Below are 21,082 nucleotides of genomic sequence, written 5' to 3' on the forward strand. Positions count from 1 at the left end.
GCTATTCCCCATCTGTAAACCATTCTGCACGCATAAATGACGTTGTTTGCATATGGTCTAGTAATAATTGTGCTGCTCTAAATTGCGTGTGTTTCATCGGTGAGCGATGATTTTTTAATTGCTCAAACCACTGGTCATAATGTCTTCGATCAATAAACTGCACTCCATACGAAGAACCTGGATAATCAATATATCCTCGTCTTGATAAAACAACTTTTTTAATACCTAGATGTAAATCATGGCGTTCAAAAAAGGGCTTTAAAAGACTTTCCATTCGATTCAAACCAATTAACGGATTGACAATATTTTTTGTTCGTTCACCAATTCGTTTCACCCAAAAGCGATCTGTGTTAATACCAGAGAATGTCGCACGTTCTTCCGCATCAATCACTTGAATACAGTAACAATCTGTTGGTGTCAAAATCAAAATACCCAGTTCTACAGGTGCTTTTTTCACAAGCAGAATTGGTTCATATAATACAAAGAAAGTATCTGGTAACTGTTGTAATAATTCTTTTAAAAATCCGTCTCTTTGATAGCGCGGATCAATATTTGATTTTTCACGCATCGTCGTACTCGCCCAGTTTAGTTGAAAACCAAACAACTGGTCCAAATACATGCGACGTAAATCTTGAATGGTCTGCGGACGGTACAATAGGTTCGGCTCAAAAGCAAAGCCAATATCTTTTTCCTCTTCTTGTTTTGGTTTTTCAAAAATTTCCTCTTCATGATCATCATATTCAAAATCTTGTTTTCGTTTTTTAAACGGATTTAATTTTTTGAAAAATTTTTTAGGTGCCGATTCATCATCTTCCCAAAGAATTTCTTCCTCTTCTTCCCATGTCTCTTCAAAAAGTGGTTTCGTTTCCCACTCTTTTTTCATGCGTTCCCACTTCGCCTGTTTCATTCGAATATATTGTGTTGGATAACGCGTCGCATCAACTTGATATCTCGAGATATAGTCTTGTAATTTAATAAGTTGTGCCATGTTGTTCTCTCCTTAACATTCATCCATTCATTTCTAAAAAAGAGATTGTCCTGCTATTTATTTCGGACAATCTCTCATATATTTACATCATAACTGCTGTTTTTACTTTTAATTCAAATGCTTGCTGTAGACGTCTCGTCCATTCACCTGGTAAGCCATCTGCAATGGGGCGACAATCTACTTCAATAATGGGTGTCACTTCGGAAGTAGTTGATGTAAGTAATAATTCATCCATTTCTAGAGCTTGTTCACAAGTCATCGCTTCTTCTACAACAGGTAGACCGATTTCTTCGCAGCATTGAATTAATACATGACGCGTAATGCCATTCAAAATATAATTATTGACCGGATGTGTATAAAGTACCCCATCTTTAATACCAAAAATATTCGAAGAAGAACCTTCTGTAATGACACCATTACGATGTAAAATCGCTTCATAGCAACCTTGCTCATGTGCTTTTTGCTTTGACAATACAGCGCCGAGTAAATTAAGTGATTTAATATCGCAACGTAACCAACGAATGTCCTCATCAAAAATTGCTCTAACACCACGTTGTAAATTTTGTAGAGGTCTATCACCTTGTTGCGTATATGCGACAAATGTTGGAGCTACATCACTCGGGAAAAAATGTGTACGACTTGCTACACCACGTGTAATTTGCATATACACATGCCCTTCTTCTAACTCATTTTCTTCAACTAAGTCATATAACATTTTGTGTAGTAAATCTTTTGTATAAGGAATAACGATTTGTAATTTTTCAGCGCATGTATAAAAACGGTCGATATGTTCTTTAATTGTGAACAACGAGCCATTATAAACTTTAATCACTTCATAAATTCCGTCACCAAACTGAAAACCGCGATCTTCTATGTGAATATGTGCATCTTCAGCTTGTATCATTTGATTATTTAATAAAATTGTACGCAAAACTTTCCACTTCCTCATTTCTGTCTTCTTAGTTATTATGACAAATAATTTGCTCTTGTGAAAGATATCTTATATTTTATTGTGTTATTTCTAGTCTAAAAGTTATTTTTATAAATCATTACCTTTTTAAATTTATGTAAAATATTCATATGTAAAAAATTACCTTATTCGTATTTTTAAATTTTTTTAATTAAAATAAATTTCAGTCCCAAATAAAATAGTTAAAAAATCAAAATAAAGCGAACTTTTCAGATATAAAACATAGTAATTGTTCGTTTAATTCTTGTAAAGCTATTGTAAAAAAAGCTTTTTCTATACTTTTTTATGGAAAAATAGTGCATAATCCGTTATAATATGATTGTCAGATAATACTGACGAAAAAACCGAAAAGGGAGATGTCTAAGGCAAAATAAATTTCGCCTACAGATCGCAATTTCTATCGTCCGCTAGTCTTGAGAATATAAGATGAAGGAGTGGTTCACCAATGAAACCAACAACTGATCGGATGCTTAACCGTATTAAAGATGTGTATAAATACATCCATGATAATGGAACTGTAACAACACAGGATTTAGTCGACGAATTCGGCATCACTCCTCGCACCATTCAAAGAGATTTGAATGTGTTAGCCTTTAATGACTTAGTTGAAAGTCCATCTAGAGGTAAATGGACAACGACGCGTAAAAAAGTGAAAATGACATCTTAGAAAGGTTACAATGAGTTTTATCTCACACTGACTCATTGTATTGAGAAGCCAACAAGCCCTAAGAATAACATGCTGAGGCCAACTTCTCATATTACTCAAATCAACTATAATGAACTTGTAAAAAAGAATGACCCTGCTGCGTCGCGAGGTCATTCTTTTTGTTTTAATTTTTCTATTTCTTCTGTTGTTAATTCTCTGTACTCGCCAAGCTCTAAATTTTCATCTAGTTCGAGTGGTCCCATCGATAAGCGCTTTAAGTATGTCACTGTTTTACCAACTGACTCGAACATACGCTTTACTTGATGAAACTTACCTTCTGAAATCTCGAGCTCAATTTCAGATTGTTCCCCAGCTTTTAAAATTTTTAGTTTTCCTGGTTTTGTATGATACCCATCTTCTAATGTCACGCCTTGTGAGAAAGCTTCAATATCAGCTTCGACTACTTCACCCTCAATTTGAGCATAATACACCTTTGGCACATGTTTTTTCGGAGACAAAAGATTATGTGATAATTGACCATCATTTGTAATGAGTAAAAAACCTTCTGTATCCTTATCTAAACGCCCAACAGGAAATGGTTTAAAATGTTGATGGAATGGATTTAATAAATCAATGACTGTTTGATCATACATATCTTCAGTTGCTGAAATAACGCCTGGTGGCTTGTTCATCATCAAGTAAATAAACTCTTGATAATGAACGCGCTCACCATAGACCATCACTTCTTGTTTTTCTGGATCGACATGTTTTGCTACATCTTTCGTAACAACACCATCTACTTTTACCGCTTGGCTTTTTAATAGTGCTTTCACTTCTTTACGAGAGCCAAAACCCATATTCGATAATAATTTATCTAAGCGCATATTTCCTCCTACATACCTAGTTTGCGTGCGATTTTCGTCACGCGACTACCTAATAATTTTTGTGCTAAACCGATACGCAGTGATAGATATCCATACACAGCTATACCTACAGAACCACAGACAATAATATAAATCATTGCTGTAAAGCGTGTTTCTACTTCAGGTAAAATGAATGATAACCCTTCGCGAGTTAGCCATACAATCAACGTCATAACCGCTGTTAAAATAACAATTAAAATAGAACGTCGAATGACCACTTGTGGTTTGTAATCTAATACTTTACTTAAAACAATTAAATTGATACCAATTGATACCATATAACCAATGGTTGTTGCTAAAATCGCACCATCTGCTTCTAACCATTGAATCATTGGGATGTTTATGGATAACTTCACTAAAATCCCTGTCAATAAACTTAAAATAATCCACTTTTGATAGTCAATTCCTTGTAACAATGCAGCCGTTACTTGGAAGAATGCGAATAAGATTGCTACTGGTGCATAATGAGCTAATACGCTCGCTCCCATTGCATCTGGTTCATATAACATCGTGTACACATCATACGATAAAATCGAAATACCTATGACTGCTGGAAGTGTAATAAATAATAGAATTTGATATGTCTTATCCACAGCATCAATCAATTCACCACGCTGTTTTTGCGTATAATAACGTGTAATTGTCGGTACGAGTGCCATTGAAAATCCCGTTGCTAACATAACAGGGATGATGACAATCTTATGTGTAGTAAAGTTCAACATGCCGAGAATATTATCTGAAATTTTCGCTAAACCAATACTCGACATCGCTTGGTTAAACGTGAACATATCAACTAATTGGAATAATGGGTTTGCAACCCCTACAAAAATGTAAGGAATCGAATACGTAATAACTTCTTTATAAATCTTTTTGTAGCTGAGTTCTCCGGACGGGATACTTTCAGCTAACTTCAAATCAAATTCCGGCTTCAATTTACGCCAGTAATAATATAAACATAATAAACCACCAATAGCTCCAATAAACGCTGAGAATACAGCGAATGATACTGCTGTTTGTGCCTGACCAGCAAACACATTCATTACTAAGAATGAGCCGACTAACAGCACAACAATTCGTACAATTTGTTCGACTAATTGTGATACTGCTGTTGGTGACATATGGTTATAACCTTGGAAGAATCCACGTAGCAAACTCATAAATGGTACTGCGATTAACGCAAAACTCACCCAACGAATCACACTTGCAATTTGTGGTACTGTGAAAATTTGATCATCGTCTTTAATAACCAATTCTGCAATCGGTGTTGCTAGGGCATACAATGCAATAAACGATAAAATACCAGTTCCAAGCATAATCATTAAACCCGACTTGACAAGTTTTCTACCCGACTCATAATCACCCATACTGTTATATTTAGCGACGAATTTCGAAACAGCTACAGGTGCTCCTGAAATCGCAATCGACAACATAATTGAATAAGGAATATATGCATAAGAATATAGTGTAACATTCTCTTGACCGATAATCGCGTAGAACGGGAATATGTATACAAGACCTAATACTTTTGATAAAAACATACCAATCGTAAGAATGGCAGTTCCCTTCATTAATGATGACATAAAATCCTTCCATTCTGTCCAAATCTAATAAAACCTAAACTATAGTTTACAACTCGATATACAATTACTCAAATAGTTTCTTCATTTCATGTATAATAAAATTAAAAAAGAAAGTGAGCTAGAAAAATGTATGATGTAATTGTAATTGGTGGCGGACCATCTGGACTAATGGCCGCAATCGCTGCTGGGTCTAAAGGTAAAAAAGTATTGTTGCTTGAAAAAGGTAAAAAGCTAGGGCAGAAATTAGCAATTTCTGGAGGTGGTCGATGTAATGTGACAAACCGTCTACCTGTTGAGGAGATTGTTAAACATATTCCTGGTAACGGCCGCTTTCTTTATAGTCCTTTTACGGTATTTAATAACGAAGATATTATCGCATTCTTTGAAAATCTAGGTGTTGCTTTAAAAGAAGAAGATCACGGGCGCATGTTCCCTGTATCAAATCGCGCACTAGATGTTGTAGATGCGCTGTTACGCGAACTTGATCGTCTTCACGTTGAAGTACGCAAATTAACAAAAGTAAGTAAGTTACTCATGAACGATGAAAAAGTGATTGGCGTTCGTTTAGAAGATGGTACCGAAATCAAATCACAAGCAGTTATCGTAGCAGTTGGTGGTAAAGCTGTACCTCAAACTGGTTCAACAGGTGACGGTTATCCATGGGCTGAAAAAGCTGGACACACTATAACAGACCTCTATCCAACAGAAGTTCCCTTACTATCAAATGATGACTTTATCCAATCAAAAGAACTTCAAGGTTTAGCACTTCGCGATGCCGCTGTATCCGTTCTGAAAAAAAATGGTAAACCGATTGTAACACATACAATGGATATGCTTTTTACACATTTCGGTTTAAGTGGGCCGGCCATTCTTCGTTGTAGCCAATATGTTGTAAAAGAAATGAAAAAAAATGGACAGAAACCTGTTACGATGCGTATTGCATCATTACCAGAACATAATGCCGAATCCGCTTTTCAAACGCTCTTTAAATTAGCAAAAGACGAGCCAAAAAAAGCGCTAAAAAATGTCTGGAAAGGCATTGTTCCAGAGCGCTGGTTACTTTTTTTAATGCAACGTGCAAATATCGATGAAGCATTAACGGGAGCGGATTTATCTGCTGAGCAAACGCGCACGCTCGCACAATCACTTGTCGCATTCGACATGACTGTCTACGGTACACAACCAATTGAAAAAGCTTTTGTAACAGGTGGTGGTGTATCTACGAAAGAAATCGAACCAAAAACAATGGCTTCTAAGAAAAAACACGGTCTATTTTTCTGCGGCGAAATTTTAGACATACATGGTTACACAGGTGGTTATAATATTACTGCAGCTCTAGTCACAGGACATATTGCAGGTGATAGCGCAGCTTCTCTCTCATACCCTATCTAACGTTTTTTAAGTACGAGTCGTTTCCATACGATTCGTATTTTTTATGTCAAAATCTATTTCTGTCACAAATTTGTACGTTATATAGTATGAACATATTGTTTTTAATTCTTTTTAAGTACATAAATTCTATATTATGGTATTCTATAGGAATAAGTAAACAACTAAGAATTGGAGTGCATTGCATGAAAAAGTTATTTGCGAATTTATCACATTCGCCTCCAGCATCGATTTATATTCAACGTGAATTTGCCAAACAAAATATTAAAAGATTATTTCTTGTTTCGATATTTTCGTTATTTATGCTTTCCACTATTTTTTTTATTAACTTATATGCACACACAGATACTACATATAATTTTAAAGACTATAAAGGATATGTTATTTGTTACATTCTTATTATAGCACTTAATATTTTTACATTAATTTATGCTTTTAAACATCGAAGAAAACAGGCAATCTCGTTTGAACAAACTAAAAAGATCAATGCTATTATCTTTTTATACGTTTGGATTACCCTTCTGAGCAGTTGCTATATTTCAAATTATGACCAACAATTACATGGACAAATTGTGATTTACTTAGTCTATGATTTCTTATGTTCATGCGTTGTAATTATACCTCTCAGAAAAACGATGATTCCGATTTTATTTTGCACAATTTTACTTAGTATAGCTATTATTTTCAACTCAAACTTTATTACATCAGGACAATTTAATTTAATCTTATTACTATTAATTACTGTTTTAACGCTCTCTTTAAATTACTTAAATTATCATATTATGAAACAACACTTAGAGCAAAATCAACGTCTTGTTGAAGAAAAACAAGTATCAAAAATGTTAACAAAAGAACTTAGAGCTGCTGCTTATACAGATGAATTAACTAATTTATCAAATCGTCGCGGCTATTTACATCATTTAGATTATTTACAAACACAACTTCCTTGTAAAATGACCGTGCTCATGATTGATATTGATTGTTTTAAAAAATATAATGATTACTATGGACATGCGTATGGAGATATCGTACTTGCAAAAGTCGCTTCTACACTACATGATTTATGTACAGGTCCGAATCGATTTGCTTCACGTTGGGGTGGAGAAGAATTTTTAGTACTACTTCAAAATCATACAAAGAATGAAGTACATCGATTTTACAAGCAATTTTTAAACCGGATTAATTCATACCACATCCAACATGTAGCTTCTGAAACTGCCGATTATTTAACTTTTAGTATTGGTGGGAATTCACAGACTATTATACAAGTAGATGATATGAATACTTGCATATTACATGCTGACGAAGCTCAATATATGGTAAAACATTCAACAAAAAATGATTTTGTTTTAATGGAAAATGGGAAGATTATTTCTATGCCAGACTCTATTGCACAATGTCAATAAACGGAACTTTTTATGTTTATAAACGTTTTAATTGTAATCGCGTAAAATAAAAGGAGATCAACATGCGAAAAGCTTCACAATTACTCATTGGAATTATTATTGCTCTTAGTCTTTTTATTTTTTGTGTCGTGTTATTAGTTAAAACACTTATATTTAATAACGAAGCACAACCTAAACCAGTAGAATCAAAGAAAGTCGGTTACACAGAAAAAGAATTTATTAAAAAAATTGCACCAACTGCTCAAAAAATTGCGGACCGCTATGGTTTATACGCTTCTGTTATGATTGCACAAGCAACACTCGAAAGTAACTCTGGAAACAGTGAACTTGCTAGTGCACCCAACTACAATCTTTTTGGAATTAAAGGAACTTATAAAGGTGAAAGTGTTCTACTACCTACTCAAGAAGATGATGGTAAAGGGAATTTACGTACCATTGATGCTGCATTTCGAAAGTACAATTCTTACGAAGAGAGCATGAAAGATTATGCAACACTTTTAAAGAACGGCACTTCATGGAACAAGAAGTTTTATAAAAAAACATTCAAGTCTTCCGCTTCTACCTATCAAGAAGCAACAGAAGCATTAACAGGTAGTTATGCTACCGACACAAAGTATAATAAAAAATTAAATGCGATGATTCAGCAGTATAACTTACAAAAATATGATGAATCGAAGAACTAACTTTTATAAGCACAAAAGGAAGAAGAACCTCGCTCTATGCGGTGGTTCATCTTCCTTTTTATTTATGTATATACGCAAGCTAACTTAAAAATGTCTTTGAATAGCTATCAATTTGATTGAAAATCATAAATTCTGCCATTGTTTTAATCTGTTCAATTATTTTTTGATCATCGGTCAAAGCTAATTGAAAATCTTCTTCGTTTTTTTCAATCTGAATAATACCATTCGATAAATCAACAGCCACAGATAAATACATCTGCTGGTCAATTGTTACCTTTGCTTCTACCTTCTTTTTCTCTAAATCAATAAATGGATAATGATATGTAATCGTATTCTCTGTATTACTTTGTTTTTTTGAATTGATCATATGCTCTCCTCCACTTCTACAAACACACTATAAACACCCTTATTACACACAATAATGAAAACAGTTGAAAAACGCAACTTTTTCATAGAAAAAGGAGAGTTGTCAGACCTATAACAACTCTCCTTTATTTAAAATGTGCGACGAATATTGTACACAAGACTTAATAGATATTGGAATAAGTTAATGAAATCTAAATATAAATTTAGTGCAATCATCGGTACATCTTCATCCTTAATTGGTTGTTTTGCAATTTGATTCATATCGAAAATCGTATAAACCGTAAATACAATGACCCCTAATGCACTAACGAAAATCCATACGACTGATGAAAATTTCACAAAAATCGCAATGATTGAGAATGCGATTAAACCAACTAATAAGATGAATAAGATACTTCCTTTATTCGTAAAGTCTCGTTTCGTATAATAACCATATAAACCAGCTGCGATGAAGATGATTGCAGTCGTCCCTAAAATGAGTAAGACCACTCCTCCACCTAATGCACCTAGATAAAAATTTAACGCACTATAAAATGTAATACCGACTAATGTTGCGACAATAATCGATATGAATCTTCCTAACCTTCTCATTGTACGACTAAACATCATTGCAATTAGTAAGATTAACGTCACAATACTAAGTGGTAATATAAAGATCTGTGGTAATACGGTTCCTATTAATAATCCAATAATTGTAAAAACCCATAAGACTGTGAAGAATTGTAGCACTTTATTGAATTGTTGTTTTTCCATCGGCGTTCGCCTCCATTACCTTACTTACTGTTTTTATACCCGATTTGTTTCATTTTTCAGCAAAAAATTTGTTATGATACGTTTATGACATAATTTAGGAGTGGGTCAATTGAAAATTCAACAAGTAGCAATCGTAGGACTTGGTGCACTTGGTGTACTGTATGCAGAACATTTTTCAAAACGATTACCAAAAGAACGCGTAGAAGTGATTGCAGACGCTAAACGTATTGAACGCTATAAACGCGACGGTATTTTTTGTAATGGCGAACCTTGTACATTCCATTATGTAACACCTGAACAAGCGACACCCGCAGACTTGATTTTAATCGCAACAAAGTTTGATGGTTTATCTGAAGCCATTGAGATAATTCGTCCAATCGTACAAAAACAAACGATTATTCTCTCTGTATTAAATGGCATTATTAGTGAAGAAGAGATAGCAAAAGCATTCGGTGTCAAACATACACTATATTGTGTAGCACAAGGAATGGATGCACTAAAAGTAGACAACCGTATGACCTATGTCAATAAGGGTTTACTTTGTATCGGAGCGGGCTTGGAAGGAATGGAGCTTGAACGCCTACATACCGTTACAAACTTCTTCAACGAAACAGAATTCCCCTATGAAGTCGATCCACAAATGCGCCATCGCTTATGGGGGAAATTCATGTTAAATGTAGGTGTTAATCAAACTGTTGCTGCAATTGAAGGTACATTCCATGATGTTCAAATCGAAGGTGAAGCGCGCGAGATGATGGTTGACGCGATGCGTGAAGTCATTACGATTGGACAGGCTGAAGGAATTGCACTTTCGGAAAAAGACTTGAATTATTGGCTTGATATTTTAGCAACACTAAATCCAGATGGAAAACCTTCTATGGCACAAGATGTCGATGCAAAAAGAAAAAGTGAACTGCCACTTTTCGCAGGAACTATCCGAAAATTAGGTGCAAAACATCAAATTGCTACACCAACGAATAATAAACTTTATGAAATTATCCATGCAAAAGAATTAAATTATTAGTATGAAAGCACTTTCATTTCCTTTTGTTTTATTATAATATAACAGTAAGCATTATTTTTCTTTATATCATACATAGAGAATTGTAATGCTTATTTTATTTTTACATAAAGGGGATGAATGGATGAAATTAGCAAAACGTATTTTAATGGCACTTGCATTAGGGGCTATTGTAGGTGTTATCATTAACGCCTTTTTCCCGAGTATTTTTAAACCTTTAGATGGTTATCTATTTACACCACTTGGCACAATTTTCTTAAACTTAATTAAGATGGTGATTGTACCACTTGTATTCTTCTCGATTGTGACAGGTGTTGCGAATATTGGTGATCCTAAAAAACTCGGCAGAATTGGTATTAAGACGATTACATTCTTTTTAACAACAACTGCTATCGCAATTACAATCGGAATTGTTTTAGCACTGATTTTAAAACCAGGTCTTGCTGGAACGTTTCAAACAGATAATTTAAACTATGAACCAACAAAAGCACCGCCCGTATCAGAGACATTCCTCGGTATCATTCCAGTTAACCCAATTGCTGCAATGGCAGAAGGTGCAATGCTACAAATTATCTTCTTCGCTGTTTTCATCGGCTTTGCGATTAGCTATTTAGGTAAAAAAGTAGAGGGTATTGCAAAACTAATGGAACAAGGGAACGAAATTATGATGTTCTTAGTCAACCTTGTCATGAAGTTTGCACCATTTGGTACATTCGGTTTAATCGCCTCTGCAGTTGGTCAACTCGGATTTAGTGCATTAAAAGCAATGTTCTTATACATGCTTGTTGTATTGCTGGCACTTGCTGTCCACTTCTTCTTCGTTTACGGCGGTGCTATCAAGTTTTTAGCAAAGCGTAATCCAGTACAGGTAATTAAAACGTATTCTCCTGCAATGGCTGTATCGTTTAGTACATCAAGTAGTAGCGCTACACTACCTGTCGCTATGGAAATTGCGCAGAAAAAACTTGGCGTCCCTCGTTCAATTAGTTCATTCGTACAACCACTCGGTGCAACGATTAACATGGATGGAACTGCGATTATGCAAGGAGTTGCAACAATCTTTATTGCACAAGTTTTCTCGGTTGATTTATCCATTACAGCGCTAATTACAGTCGTATTAACAGCTGTACTCGCAAGTATTGGAACTGCTGCTGTTCCAGGCGCTGGTCTTATCATGCTTGCTATGGTATTAACAGCGGTTGGCTTACCTGTTGAAGGTATCGCTTTAATCATCGGTATTGATCGTCTACTCGATATGACACGTACTATGTTGAATTCAACAGGTGACCTAGCATGTACACTCTATGTAACAACAAGTGAAGAAAATAAAGGTGAAGTATTTGACGATGTTTACGAGTCTGAAGAAGATGATTTTGCAAAATCGCAAACGAAGAGTTAGAGAGAAAAATCGCGCTTTGGTGCGATTTTTTCTTTTCCTACTTGAAACAAAATCTAACGTAATTCGTATATGTACTAACGAAAGGATGGTTGTGTATGTTTTTTGTGACGACATTAATTGCTTTTTTATACGAAGCCTATCTCGCAATTCCGATTGTAGGGGGGGCTACAGTACTTGCTACTGGCTATGCAACTGTATGGGTTGCTCTTGTCATTCATGCAATTGTACTCATCGTTCGTATGGGGACAATCCAATCAAAAGTAGTTCCAATCATTGCGATTTTCTTAACTTGTTTCACATGGATTCCTATACTTGGATGGGGTATTCATCTATGTATCGCAATTCTTTACTTCATTGATTTATTGCTCGGGAAATATTCAATTCGTCGACTGTAATCATTTACTTCACAATCCGAAATATTTAGAATATAATGAAAAGACTAAATATAAGGAGTGAAGTGATATGAAGTTACCTGTTCGTGAAGCTGTACCGTTAGAAGAAACTTGGGATTTAACACGTTTAATCAAAGATGAAGATGAGTTTAATGAAAGAGTTGAGGCATTGTTAGATGCTGTATATCAATTCCAAGTAAATTATGAAGATCACTTACACGCTGCTACCTCCATTGCACAAGCACTAAAAGATTACGAAAAAATCTTTGAGCAATTTGTGATTGTGCATACATATGCCAATCTCTCATGGGAAACAAACCAAGGTGATGAAGCGGCGCAAGCACGTGTCTCTCGCATGAATCAAGTGGCGGCGACTCTCTTTAGTAAGACATCTTTTTTCAAAACAACATTACTAAGTACATCTGAGGACGTATTGAATGAAGCAGTTGAACAAGCACCTCACTTAAAACATTTTGTAGAAGACATCTTACGAAAACAACCGTACCAATTACACCCAGAAGTCGAAAAGGCATTCGCATCACTTAATGTCGCTTTTGATGCACCTTATGCACTCTATAATGCAACAAAAGCACTCGACCTTCGCTTCCCTGATATTGACGTAGACGGTGAACAGTTCCCATTAAGCTATAGCTCATTTGAAAATAATTGGGAACAAGAAGTCGACTTTCATAAACGTCATGCAGCTTTCCAAACATTTTACGGGAAATTACGTGATTATGAAGCAACAACCGCAAAAGCTTATGATACACAAGTACAAATTGAAAAACGCATGGCGGATTTACGTGGTTTTGATTCTGTCTTCCATTCTCTACTCCACGAACAAAAGGTGACGGAAGATTTATACCACAGACAGATTGATGTCATTATGAACGAATTGGCACCGCATATGCGCCGCTATGCTAAGTTACTTCAAAAAGTACACGGACTTGACCAAATAACTTTTGCTGACTTAAAAATCTCACTAGACCCTGAGTATGAACCAACTGTTACGAAAAAAGAAGCCGAAAAAATGATTTTAGAAGCATTACAACCGATGGGTGAAGACTATACAAAGATGTTACAACGTGCATATGATGAGCGCTGGATTGACTATGCACCGAATGAAGGCAAACGAACAGGCGCATTTTGCGCAAGCCCTTATGGCGCGAACTCGTACATCTTGATGTCATGGAATAATCATATGAGTAATGTATTTACACTTGCACATGAGCTAGGACATGCTGGACATTTCCAACAAGCCTATCAAAAACAAAATATTTTTGACGGACGTGTATCACGTTACTTTGTAGAAGCTCCTTCAACATTGAATGAACTGCTAGTCGCAGAACATCTCGTTACAACAAAAGACGACCTTCGTTTTAAACGCTGGATTATTTCAAATATGGTATCAAAAACGTATTACCATAACTTTGTGACACACTTATTAGAAGCAGCGTATCAGCGCGAAGTATATCGTATTGTCGATGCTGGCGGTGCTGTCACAGCGAAACGCCTCAATGAATTAAAACGCCAAGTGCTTGAACAATTCTGGGGTGAGGATATTGTCATCAACGAAGGTGCTGAACGCACATGGATGCGCCAACCTCATTACTATATGGGCTTATATCCGTACACATACAGTGCTGGCTTAACGATTGCCACACAAGTCGCACAAAGAATCATCCATAAAGACGAAAACGCCGTAGACGACTGGCTACGCGTTCTACAAGCAGGCGGCACAGCTACACCTGAAGAACTTGCTAAAATGGCAGGCGTTGACGTATCAACAGACGAACCACTCCGCAACACCATTGCTTATATCGGACAACTGATTACACAGTTGGAAGAACTGACGGAGGAGTTGGGCGAGTGAAAAAGAAGCCCCTTGAACGTAGATCAACTATGTTCAAGGGGTTGTTTTATTCTTATGAAATACGTCTAACCTTAATGGACAGGTTCTTTTAAATGAGATACATCTGTATAGATTGATAAGTATTCAATAAATTGAGCTTTCAAATCTTCTTTACTCATCATTGGAGACATGACGATTGGGTAACTTTTATTGAACTCATAAATAACCCTTCTACCATATCGCTCATCTTTTCCAAGACCTTCAATCCCTTTAATTTTTGCTTTCAATTGTTTCGACAGATTCATTTCATCAATAATATCTAAAACATTGATTAAAAAAACGTCATTTCGGAAAATTTCATATTTGATTATATAATTGTATAGATCTAAATTATCGATAATTAATTTGTATCGTTTCAATTTTTCTTCTTCCGAACTACAATTAGAGCCAACATATTGTACAGCTAAAATACATTTATATACATAGTTCTCCCAATCGAATTTCTTCATGATAATATTATTAAAGCCTTTTTCTTCTTCTATTTGAGGATATTTTATTAATAATTCATCTCTAAATTGCGTAAGAAATAAAGTTCTCCAAAATTGACCATTCAAAAGAATTTCTCGATCTAAATCAGCATAGTATGTTTCTATAACATGAAATGCTTCTAAGAACATTTCCTCCCTTTCTACGCCATCTACTTTTGCAATATAAATCGGAAATAATTTCAACTCTTTCACAAATACAGTTTCATTTGAAAAATATTCTTCATTTCCTTCAATACGATCTTCTAAAAAATCGGTAAATAATTGATTTTGATCAATCTCTTTTTTCAATAGTTTAATTTCCATCCGAAGCAAACTCCCTTACTGTTGAGGCATATTTCCCAATCATTGAATCGGAAATTTGATTTATTACTTCATCCACATTATCAATTGAGAGTTCATCTACATTTTTATTTCGCATTAAATTGAATATTTTTAAATCTAGTAAATTTTCTGGTTCATCAAGATATTCTAATTCCACTGAATCCTCAGTACCATAATTTTTAATAAACTGATATAAAGCTTTTTGCATCCCCATATAAATATATGGCAGCATTAAACCACTACTCTTAGGAAGCTCACCAAATTGATAATTTGCATCTTTAAATACAAGTTCAATTGTCTCATTGCCCAACTCAATTTTTATTTCTGAAGAAAGGTTTTCGTCTACTCTCTTACTGAAGATTTCAAGCGGTTTACGGAATCTACCTTCTAATACTAAAACATTTGAATAACCTATTAATCCATTTTTTCGAACTGTAATTTCTTCTTTGAAAGCATCATAAAACGGAATTAAATCTTCATTATTTCTGAAATTAATGCTTTCAATCGCCTGTATGTGAACTTGAATTAACGTTCGATTATTTAAACTTAATCTATTTTTTGGTACCGTTATTTCATCATTTGGAGACTCGATTTTTGTAAACCAATTGTCTTTTGATTGGATTATTAGTATGAACTGAAGTTTCCTCTCTTCCTTCAACTGTTTTATGAAGTCTGATTCTATTTCAAATTCAGTAAACTTAAAAATAAAATTCTTTTCATCTTCATTAATATCGAGATCGATTTGAAAATCGTTTTTCAAATATGTTTTCACGTTACTCGCAAAAACAGGATAAGGGAAGTTGGCATCTTTTTTATAAATCACTTCATTACCTCCACATAATACATAAATTTAAGCGCTCTATTAAAACGATCTTTGATCATTAGTTTTAAATCCATTTCTCCATCATGAATTGTGACACCTTTGATTTGTTGATTTTCAATTGGACACATTTCTCCTGTTGCTAGATCAAAAGCAGTTTGATAGTTCTCATCTAAATTAAATTCATTCAGTTTCTCTCTCCCCATACCATCAACTACTGCAATTTCAATATTACATGTGCTAGCATTTCGGATTTGATCATCATTTTTTAAGTTAAACTTTACTATTTCTTGATTTGCTAGAATTAATCTTTCGACCGATTCAGGATAAAGAACAAATTTACCAGCAGATGTCGGTTCTCCGTCTGCATCTTGCGCACCGTCTTGTGGTGTAGCAACTTTAGTAGGTTTTCTTCTTTTACCTTTAGTTTCATCCTGTTTCGCTGTTGGCCCTTTCTTCTCTGGTTGCTCATTCCCAGCACCAGGTTTTACTTTTGATTTTTTCTTAGGAGATTTCACAATTTTATTGCCATTATTAACTAAAACAGTTCCAGTCGTAGATTCCAAAGCTTCTCTAAATCTATTTTCTACAGTGAATAAAACATTTTCTGTATTAATGAGACCATCTGTTGGATTCTCATCTTCGTAAGCTTTGGCGATTACTTCTGCCATTTCCTTATTTAGATTTCTAATGAATTTTTTAGCTTGTTTCTTCAATTTTTCATCTTTTATATGATCAACTTCTAACGCTGTATGCGATTCATTTTCTAACGATTTTAAATATTGATCCTCTTCTCTACCACCAATTAATATCGCATTAAATGGTTTTCTCACATTATTATTAACTTTAAAATCTTCAATTTTCATTCCTACAGTTCTCACAATCGCTACTCTACCTGATGTGATTTCTGCATTGTAGTGAAAGTACAGATCGAACTCTAAATCTTTTATTCCATTACTAACAATTAATTTCTGTGGTTTCGGTTCGCTTTTATAAGTATTAAAATACAATGGTGTAAAATCCTTTTTAATATTTTTTGGCTCTTGTTCAAAATACTTCGGATCTTCAATAAACTTTTGAATTGTTTGAGCATTAATCAAGTGTGAATTTACTTCCACTTCTAACTTCTCTTGAATGATTCCTATGAAGAAACTTTCAATTACACTTACGATAATTTTCACTTCATCATCATATTCTTTTCTTAAAAATGGAATGATAATTTTTAGACCTCTAGTTTCTTTATTAAAAACATGATCAAAATTATTTTCGTAAGGTTTGAACCTTGTTTGAGTCGCACTCGTCTTTTCCACTTTTGCAAAGTATCCAGTAGAACGATAGAATTTATCATCTAACTTATGCTCGATTAATTGTATGTTTCCACCTAAATGCTGATCATTTCTTTCATCACAATTTGCAAAATATGATAGATGAATATCCGATGCTGAGTTCGATGCGATTTTCCCTACACCATGTGACCCACCACGCGACTTTTCTTGTTCAGATTCTTCAAGTTCAGCATGAACACCTTTACTATAAGCGTATGCAGACCAAGTATCTGATTGCTTATTACTCTGACCATTTCTAGCGCCTGCTAACCCTTTCGTATTCATGTCTTCAAATGATATGTATCGAATGTTTTTTGCTAAAACTTTTTTCTGCATGTATGTAATAGCTTCCTTTGTGTAACCGTTTCTACCAACAAGACTATTAATATGTGCTGTAATCTCTTCGATTCCCGGTACACGACTACGCTCTAAATCTCCTGTCTCAATCCTCACTTTAACTGGGCCTTTTATTGAGTTCAATTTTCCATCAAGCGAATTTTGTATATTCTCTCGAACTAGCCCATTAATCCCCATTTTGAAAAATCTTTCTAAGACTTTGTCAAAATTTGCTTCTTCAATGCTAGGTATCTCTGAGAATGCCCACTTATTATTAATATTTGTCATTTGAAATAGATTCCCTCCATATTTTTTCTCTTTTATAATGCTATATTCCTATTGTAGCAAAATGATATAAAGTGATCTAGATCAAAAGCGAAAACTATTTGAAAGGATTTTGCATTTGCTGCTGCTTAATTAACCATCTCAAAAATAATTTTCTTCAGTAAGTTTGTAGTAGTATGACGGTTTTATAATTCTTTGAACTACTTAGATTTTTCATAATAATTGGATGCTAGATTATGAAAACTCTTGATAAACAGGCAACAAAAATCATTGCTACATTCCAAGGAACTGATACAGAATTTATCTTCTGTTTTATTCAACTGATTGTTTAAAAGTGTATTAAAAACATACTAAGATTAGTATGTTTTGTTTATTCGAAAATCGAAAAATTGTTTATTGCATGTGAAAAGTTCATATTTCCTTTTGAACTATAAACTGTATCCATGGATTTCAAATAGAAACCTATGTTTATTCTTCCGTAATCCATAAGGGTATATTTTTCTGCAAATTCTTTTAGTTCCTGCTTACTTAGAACAATATGTACAAAATCGAATTCGATTGTATCAAGTGTAAATATTGCTCTATCACACTTATCTATCGAATTTTCACGTAATGTAAACCAATGTTTTTCATCATCTTTATGTTTTTGATATTTCGAGTTTTTGACAATCAATATTTTTTTCGACATTTGATTTTTCTAAAACTTTAAATTGGCTTCTATCTATTTTTAATGATTTTAACTCAACACCTAATTCATTAACTAAATCTTCCCTAATCCGTTTTTTATCGATTCTTCTTTTAGTAGGATTGTTTGCAAACACTCTACTTAATCTAAGATTTGCATTGCTTCTTTCTTATTTTCATCTAATTTACTGATTAGTTCTTTTTGCGCTTCAATAATTTTTGTTAGATCCATTTAATTGCCTCCTTAAATAGTAAACTCTCGTTTAATGAGTATTATATCCTACTCACCATAATTGCAAATTTTTTCTATAAAAAGAAAATCATCCGATAAAAAAAGAGAGCAATTTTTGAATTTTCTCCATCCATTAATTCAGTTATCCGCAAAAATCACTGATATAAAAAAAGATTCCGGCAAGATGCCGAAATCAATGGATTGTTGCATAATAACTGCCTGCCTTTGTTTCTTTTATAATGAACAGCTTTGAATTCAATTTTAAAATCTAATAAAGTAATAATTCGTTTTTTACCAATTTATCATTTTATAACCTTCCCATGAGTTACCTTTTGAATCTAATCTATTAATTATTGAATTTTTATTAATTCTCGCAGTATTGCCACTAAGTAGTCTTTTTACACATGGCTTATGCCCTTTTGATGTAGCAACATACTTATTTTGTGTCTCTGAACAAAAGTATATTTCTTTATCTATTTCTGGAATCAATTCATAATTATCCACTAAATATTCGGTAGCTTCTTCTTTAGTATTAAAAAAATTTATATTATCAGTTGCTTCATCATAGTAATAGGTTTTAAATCCATCAACAATATTATCATCAAATAAACTTCCTAATTCTCCATTTGGCACACATACAATTTGAATTGGTGGGTATGAATTGTCATTTGTTTTTAGTTTAAAACTTGTCCCATCATCATCATAACCTATTTTCACAATATAAGTTAATACCGGAAGGTCTTCATCATACGTATGTAAATTCTCATTTGTAGTAACGTTTACATATGATTTATTAATGAAAGACATTTGATTTCTCTCTGCTAATATTTTATTATAGTCTCCTCTATTTCCATTAATATCATTTGTTTTAATATCAATGCAAAGTATAGCATCCTTCATTTTAAGACCGATGTCTGAACTAATTGGGGAACTATATATTCCAACAATTTCATTTTTTGTTCTATCATTCTTGTACATGTAATGCGTAACTATTCTTTCAGCAGGAATTTTTAATTTATTTTTCAAATTCCACACATTCTTATATTCGCTATATCTGTTTTTTATTTCACTTTCTATTGCGATTAAATCTTCTTTAAAATCTTCAGCTTTGAATATGCTGTATATTAAATCAAAATATTTTTTTTCTAAATCTAATATATGGCCTTGTTTAGAAGTGATGTCACTATTATTTTGTATTCCCATAACTCCCGACTCCTTTGCTATTTTATTTGATGCGAATGTTGCATTTTTTTTAACTATGTATTATAATATCATCTTAACTAGAAACAATATAGAGGAGATTATTAATTTGACTCAAGTAAATACGCTTATTTCATTATTTTCAGGTGCTGGAGGTATGGATTTAGGTTTTAAAAACGCTGGTTTTAACATATTATGGGCAAATGATTTTGTTAAAGACGCTACTGAAACATATAAAAACAATATAGGAGATCATGTTGTCTTAGGTGATATTACTGAAATTCCATCTTCCGATATTCCTGGAGACATTGGAGATGTTGATGTTGTAATTGGTGGATTTCCATGCCAAGGATTTAGCATTGCTAATACTAAAAGAAATATGGATGACAGTAGAAATTTCCTGTATTTAGAATTACTACGTGTTATCAAAGATAAAAAACCGAAGTTTTTTGTTGCTGAAAATGTAAAAGGCTTACTTTCTATGCAAAAAGGTAAGGTTATCGAAATGATTGTAAATGACTTCGAAAAAATAGGTTATAAAGTTGATTATAAATTACTAAATGCAGCAGATTATGGCGTGCCGCAAGCAAGAGAACGAGTAATTATTATTGGAAATAGGTTAGGTATAGATAACCCATTTCCTAAACCTTCTCATGCTCGTCCAAATAATAAAATACCTTTAGTAGATGACTGTGAAAAAGAACCATATATTACAGTTGCTGAAGCAATTGGGTTTTTATCTGATGTCGACTTAGTAAATCAAAAAGTTGAACAAACACTATATGTAAATGGTAGAACTATTCACAATCATGTTGCTTCAACAAAAGTACAGGATTCTTTTTTCGGTAGAAAACATAAAGTAAACCAAGCTGATATATGTGATTATCTAAAATATTGGAGAAGTAAATCAAAATGGACTACAAAGAAAATTGATGAGCATTTTGGATATAAACACACAGCAGG

The 21,082-nt window shown here is 33.8% G+C and carries 19 protein-coding genes; 9 read left to right on the forward strand and 10 right to left on the reverse strand.

The window, feature by feature from the left end; genetic code table 11:
• Position 1 precedes the first annotated feature (1 nt).
• Positions 2-988 (reverse strand): NERD domain-containing protein, encoded by a 987-nt coding sequence (locus KGI01_RS05075; protein ID WP_141273784.1) that lies wholly within the window; start codon positions 986-988, stop codon positions 2-4.
• An 82-nt stretch (positions 989-1,070) separates the two neighbouring features.
• Positions 1,071-1,919 carry a D-amino-acid transaminase gene (dat, locus tag KGI01_RS05080; protein ID WP_141273785.1) on the reverse strand — a complete coding sequence of 283 codons (849 nt, stop codon included), beginning with the start codon at positions 1,917-1,919 and terminating at the stop codon, positions 1,071-1,073.
• 484 nt (positions 1,920-2,403) lie between these two features.
• On the opposite strand from dat, the gene KGI01_RS05085 reads away from it, so the two are divergent.
• Positions 2,404-2,625, forward strand: coding sequence for a DeoR family transcriptional regulator (locus KGI01_RS05085; protein ID WP_068451771.1), 222 nt, complete (start codon positions 2,404-2,406; stop codon positions 2,623-2,625).
• Positions 2,626-2,774: 149 nt separating this feature from the next.
• Here the strand turns inward: KGI01_RS05085 and KGI01_RS05090 are convergent, their stop codons facing one another.
• Together KGI01_RS05090 and KGI01_RS05095 are read right to left on the reverse strand one after the other, a co-directional pair.
• Complete coding sequence (locus KGI01_RS05090) at positions 2,775-3,488, reverse strand: pseudouridine synthase (protein WP_141273786.1); 714 nt, start codon at positions 3,486-3,488, stop codon at positions 2,775-2,777.
• A gap of 8 nt (positions 3,489-3,496) precedes the next feature.
• Positions 3,497-5,107 (reverse strand): putative polysaccharide biosynthesis protein, encoded by a 1,611-nt coding sequence (locus KGI01_RS05095; RefSeq protein WP_141273787.1) that lies wholly within the window; start codon positions 5,105-5,107, stop codon positions 3,497-3,499.
• Positions 5,108-5,233: 126 nt separating this feature from the next.
• Between KGI01_RS05095 and KGI01_RS05100 the strand changes: the two genes are divergently transcribed.
• From KGI01_RS05100 to KGI01_RS05110, 3 genes are all read left to right on the forward strand, one after another.
• Positions 5,234-6,499, forward strand: a complete 1,266-nt coding sequence (locus tag KGI01_RS05100; RefSeq protein ID WP_141273788.1) for a BaiN/RdsA family NAD(P)/FAD-dependent oxidoreductase — start codon at positions 5,234-5,236, stop codon at positions 6,497-6,499.
• A gap of 182 nt (positions 6,500-6,681) precedes the next feature.
• Positions 6,682-7,902 (forward strand): GGDEF domain-containing protein, encoded by a 1,221-nt coding sequence (locus KGI01_RS05105; RefSeq protein ID WP_170214733.1) that lies wholly within the window; start codon positions 6,682-6,684, stop codon positions 7,900-7,902.
• A 62-nt stretch (positions 7,903-7,964) separates the two neighbouring features.
• A complete protein-coding gene (locus KGI01_RS05110; protein ID WP_068451758.1) occupies positions 7,965-8,585 on the forward strand; it encodes a glucosaminidase domain-containing protein in 621 nt (206 codons plus the stop codon).
• A 79-nt stretch (positions 8,586-8,664) separates the two neighbouring features.
• Here the strand turns inward: KGI01_RS05110 and KGI01_RS05115 are convergent, their stop codons facing one another.
• Together KGI01_RS05115 and KGI01_RS05120 are read right to left on the reverse strand one after the other, a co-directional pair.
• Positions 8,665-8,952, reverse strand: a complete 288-nt coding sequence (locus KGI01_RS05115; RefSeq protein ID WP_141273790.1) for a hypothetical protein — start codon at positions 8,950-8,952, stop codon at positions 8,665-8,667.
• Positions 8,953-9,080: 128 nt separating this feature from the next.
• Positions 9,081-9,704, reverse strand: a complete 624-nt coding sequence (locus tag KGI01_RS05120) for a Bax inhibitor-1/YccA family protein (RefSeq protein ID WP_141273791.1) — start codon at positions 9,702-9,704, stop codon at positions 9,081-9,083.
• A 100-nt stretch (positions 9,705-9,804) separates the two neighbouring features.
• Here KGI01_RS05120 and KGI01_RS05125 point away from each other — a divergent pair, with 100 nt between their 5' ends.
• The 4 genes from KGI01_RS05125 to pepF all read left to right on the forward strand — a co-directional run bounded on the left by KGI01_RS05125 (position 9,805) and on the right by pepF (position 14,389).
• Positions 9,805-10,728, forward strand: coding sequence for a ketopantoate reductase family protein (locus KGI01_RS05125; protein ID WP_373863118.1), 924 nt, complete (start codon positions 9,805-9,807; stop codon positions 10,726-10,728).
• A 121-nt stretch (positions 10,729-10,849) separates the two neighbouring features.
• Positions 10,850-12,124, forward strand: a complete 1,275-nt coding sequence (locus KGI01_RS05130) for a dicarboxylate/amino acid:cation symporter (RefSeq protein ID WP_141273793.1) — start codon at positions 10,850-10,852, stop codon at positions 12,122-12,124.
• Between the two features lie 95 nt (positions 12,125-12,219).
• Positions 12,220-12,519, forward strand: a complete 300-nt coding sequence (locus tag KGI01_RS05135; RefSeq protein ID WP_068451745.1) for a hypothetical protein — start codon at positions 12,220-12,222, stop codon at positions 12,517-12,519.
• 67 nt (positions 12,520-12,586) lie between these two features.
• Positions 12,587-14,389, forward strand: coding sequence for an oligoendopeptidase F (gene pepF, locus KGI01_RS05140; RefSeq protein WP_141273794.1), 1,803 nt, complete (start codon positions 12,587-12,589; stop codon positions 14,387-14,389).
• 71 nt (positions 14,390-14,460) lie between these two features.
• Here pepF and KGI01_RS05145 read toward each other — a convergent pair whose 3' ends face one another.
• The 4 genes from KGI01_RS05145 to KGI01_RS05160 all read right to left on the reverse strand — a co-directional run bounded on the left by KGI01_RS05145 (position 14,461) and on the right by KGI01_RS05160 (position 20,122).
• Positions 14,461-15,219 carry a hypothetical protein gene (locus tag KGI01_RS05145; RefSeq protein ID WP_141273795.1) on the reverse strand — a complete coding sequence of 253 codons (759 nt, stop codon included), beginning with the start codon at positions 15,217-15,219 and terminating at the stop codon, positions 14,461-14,463.
• Positions 15,209-16,060, reverse strand: coding sequence for a hypothetical protein (locus KGI01_RS05150; protein WP_141273796.1), 852 nt, complete (start codon positions 16,058-16,060; stop codon positions 15,209-15,211). The genes KGI01_RS05145 and KGI01_RS05150 overlap by 11 nt, the downstream gene beginning before the upstream one ends.
• Entirely contained in the window at positions 16,057-18,006 is a 1,950-nt protein-coding gene (locus KGI01_RS05155) for a hypothetical protein (RefSeq protein WP_141273797.1), read from the reverse strand. Before KGI01_RS05155 ends, KGI01_RS05150 begins: the two co-directional genes overlap by 4 nt.
• Positions 18,007-19,210: 1,204 nt before the next feature.
• On the reverse strand, positions 19,211-20,122 hold the full coding sequence (locus KGI01_RS05160) for a hypothetical protein (RefSeq protein ID WP_141273798.1): 912 nt from the start codon (positions 20,120-20,122) through the stop codon (positions 19,211-19,213).
• A gap of 106 nt (positions 20,123-20,228) precedes the next feature.
• On the opposite strand from KGI01_RS05160, the gene KGI01_RS05165 reads away from it, so the two are divergent.
• The coding region (locus tag KGI01_RS05165) for a DNA cytosine methyltransferase (protein ID WP_141273799.1) at positions 20,229-21,082 on the forward strand (854 nt) is incomplete at its 3' end.

The sequence above is a fragment of the Kurthia gibsonii genome (genome assembly GCF_006539985.1).
Lineage (GTDB): Bacteria > Bacillota > Bacilli > Bacillales_A > Planococcaceae > Kurthia > Kurthia gibsonii.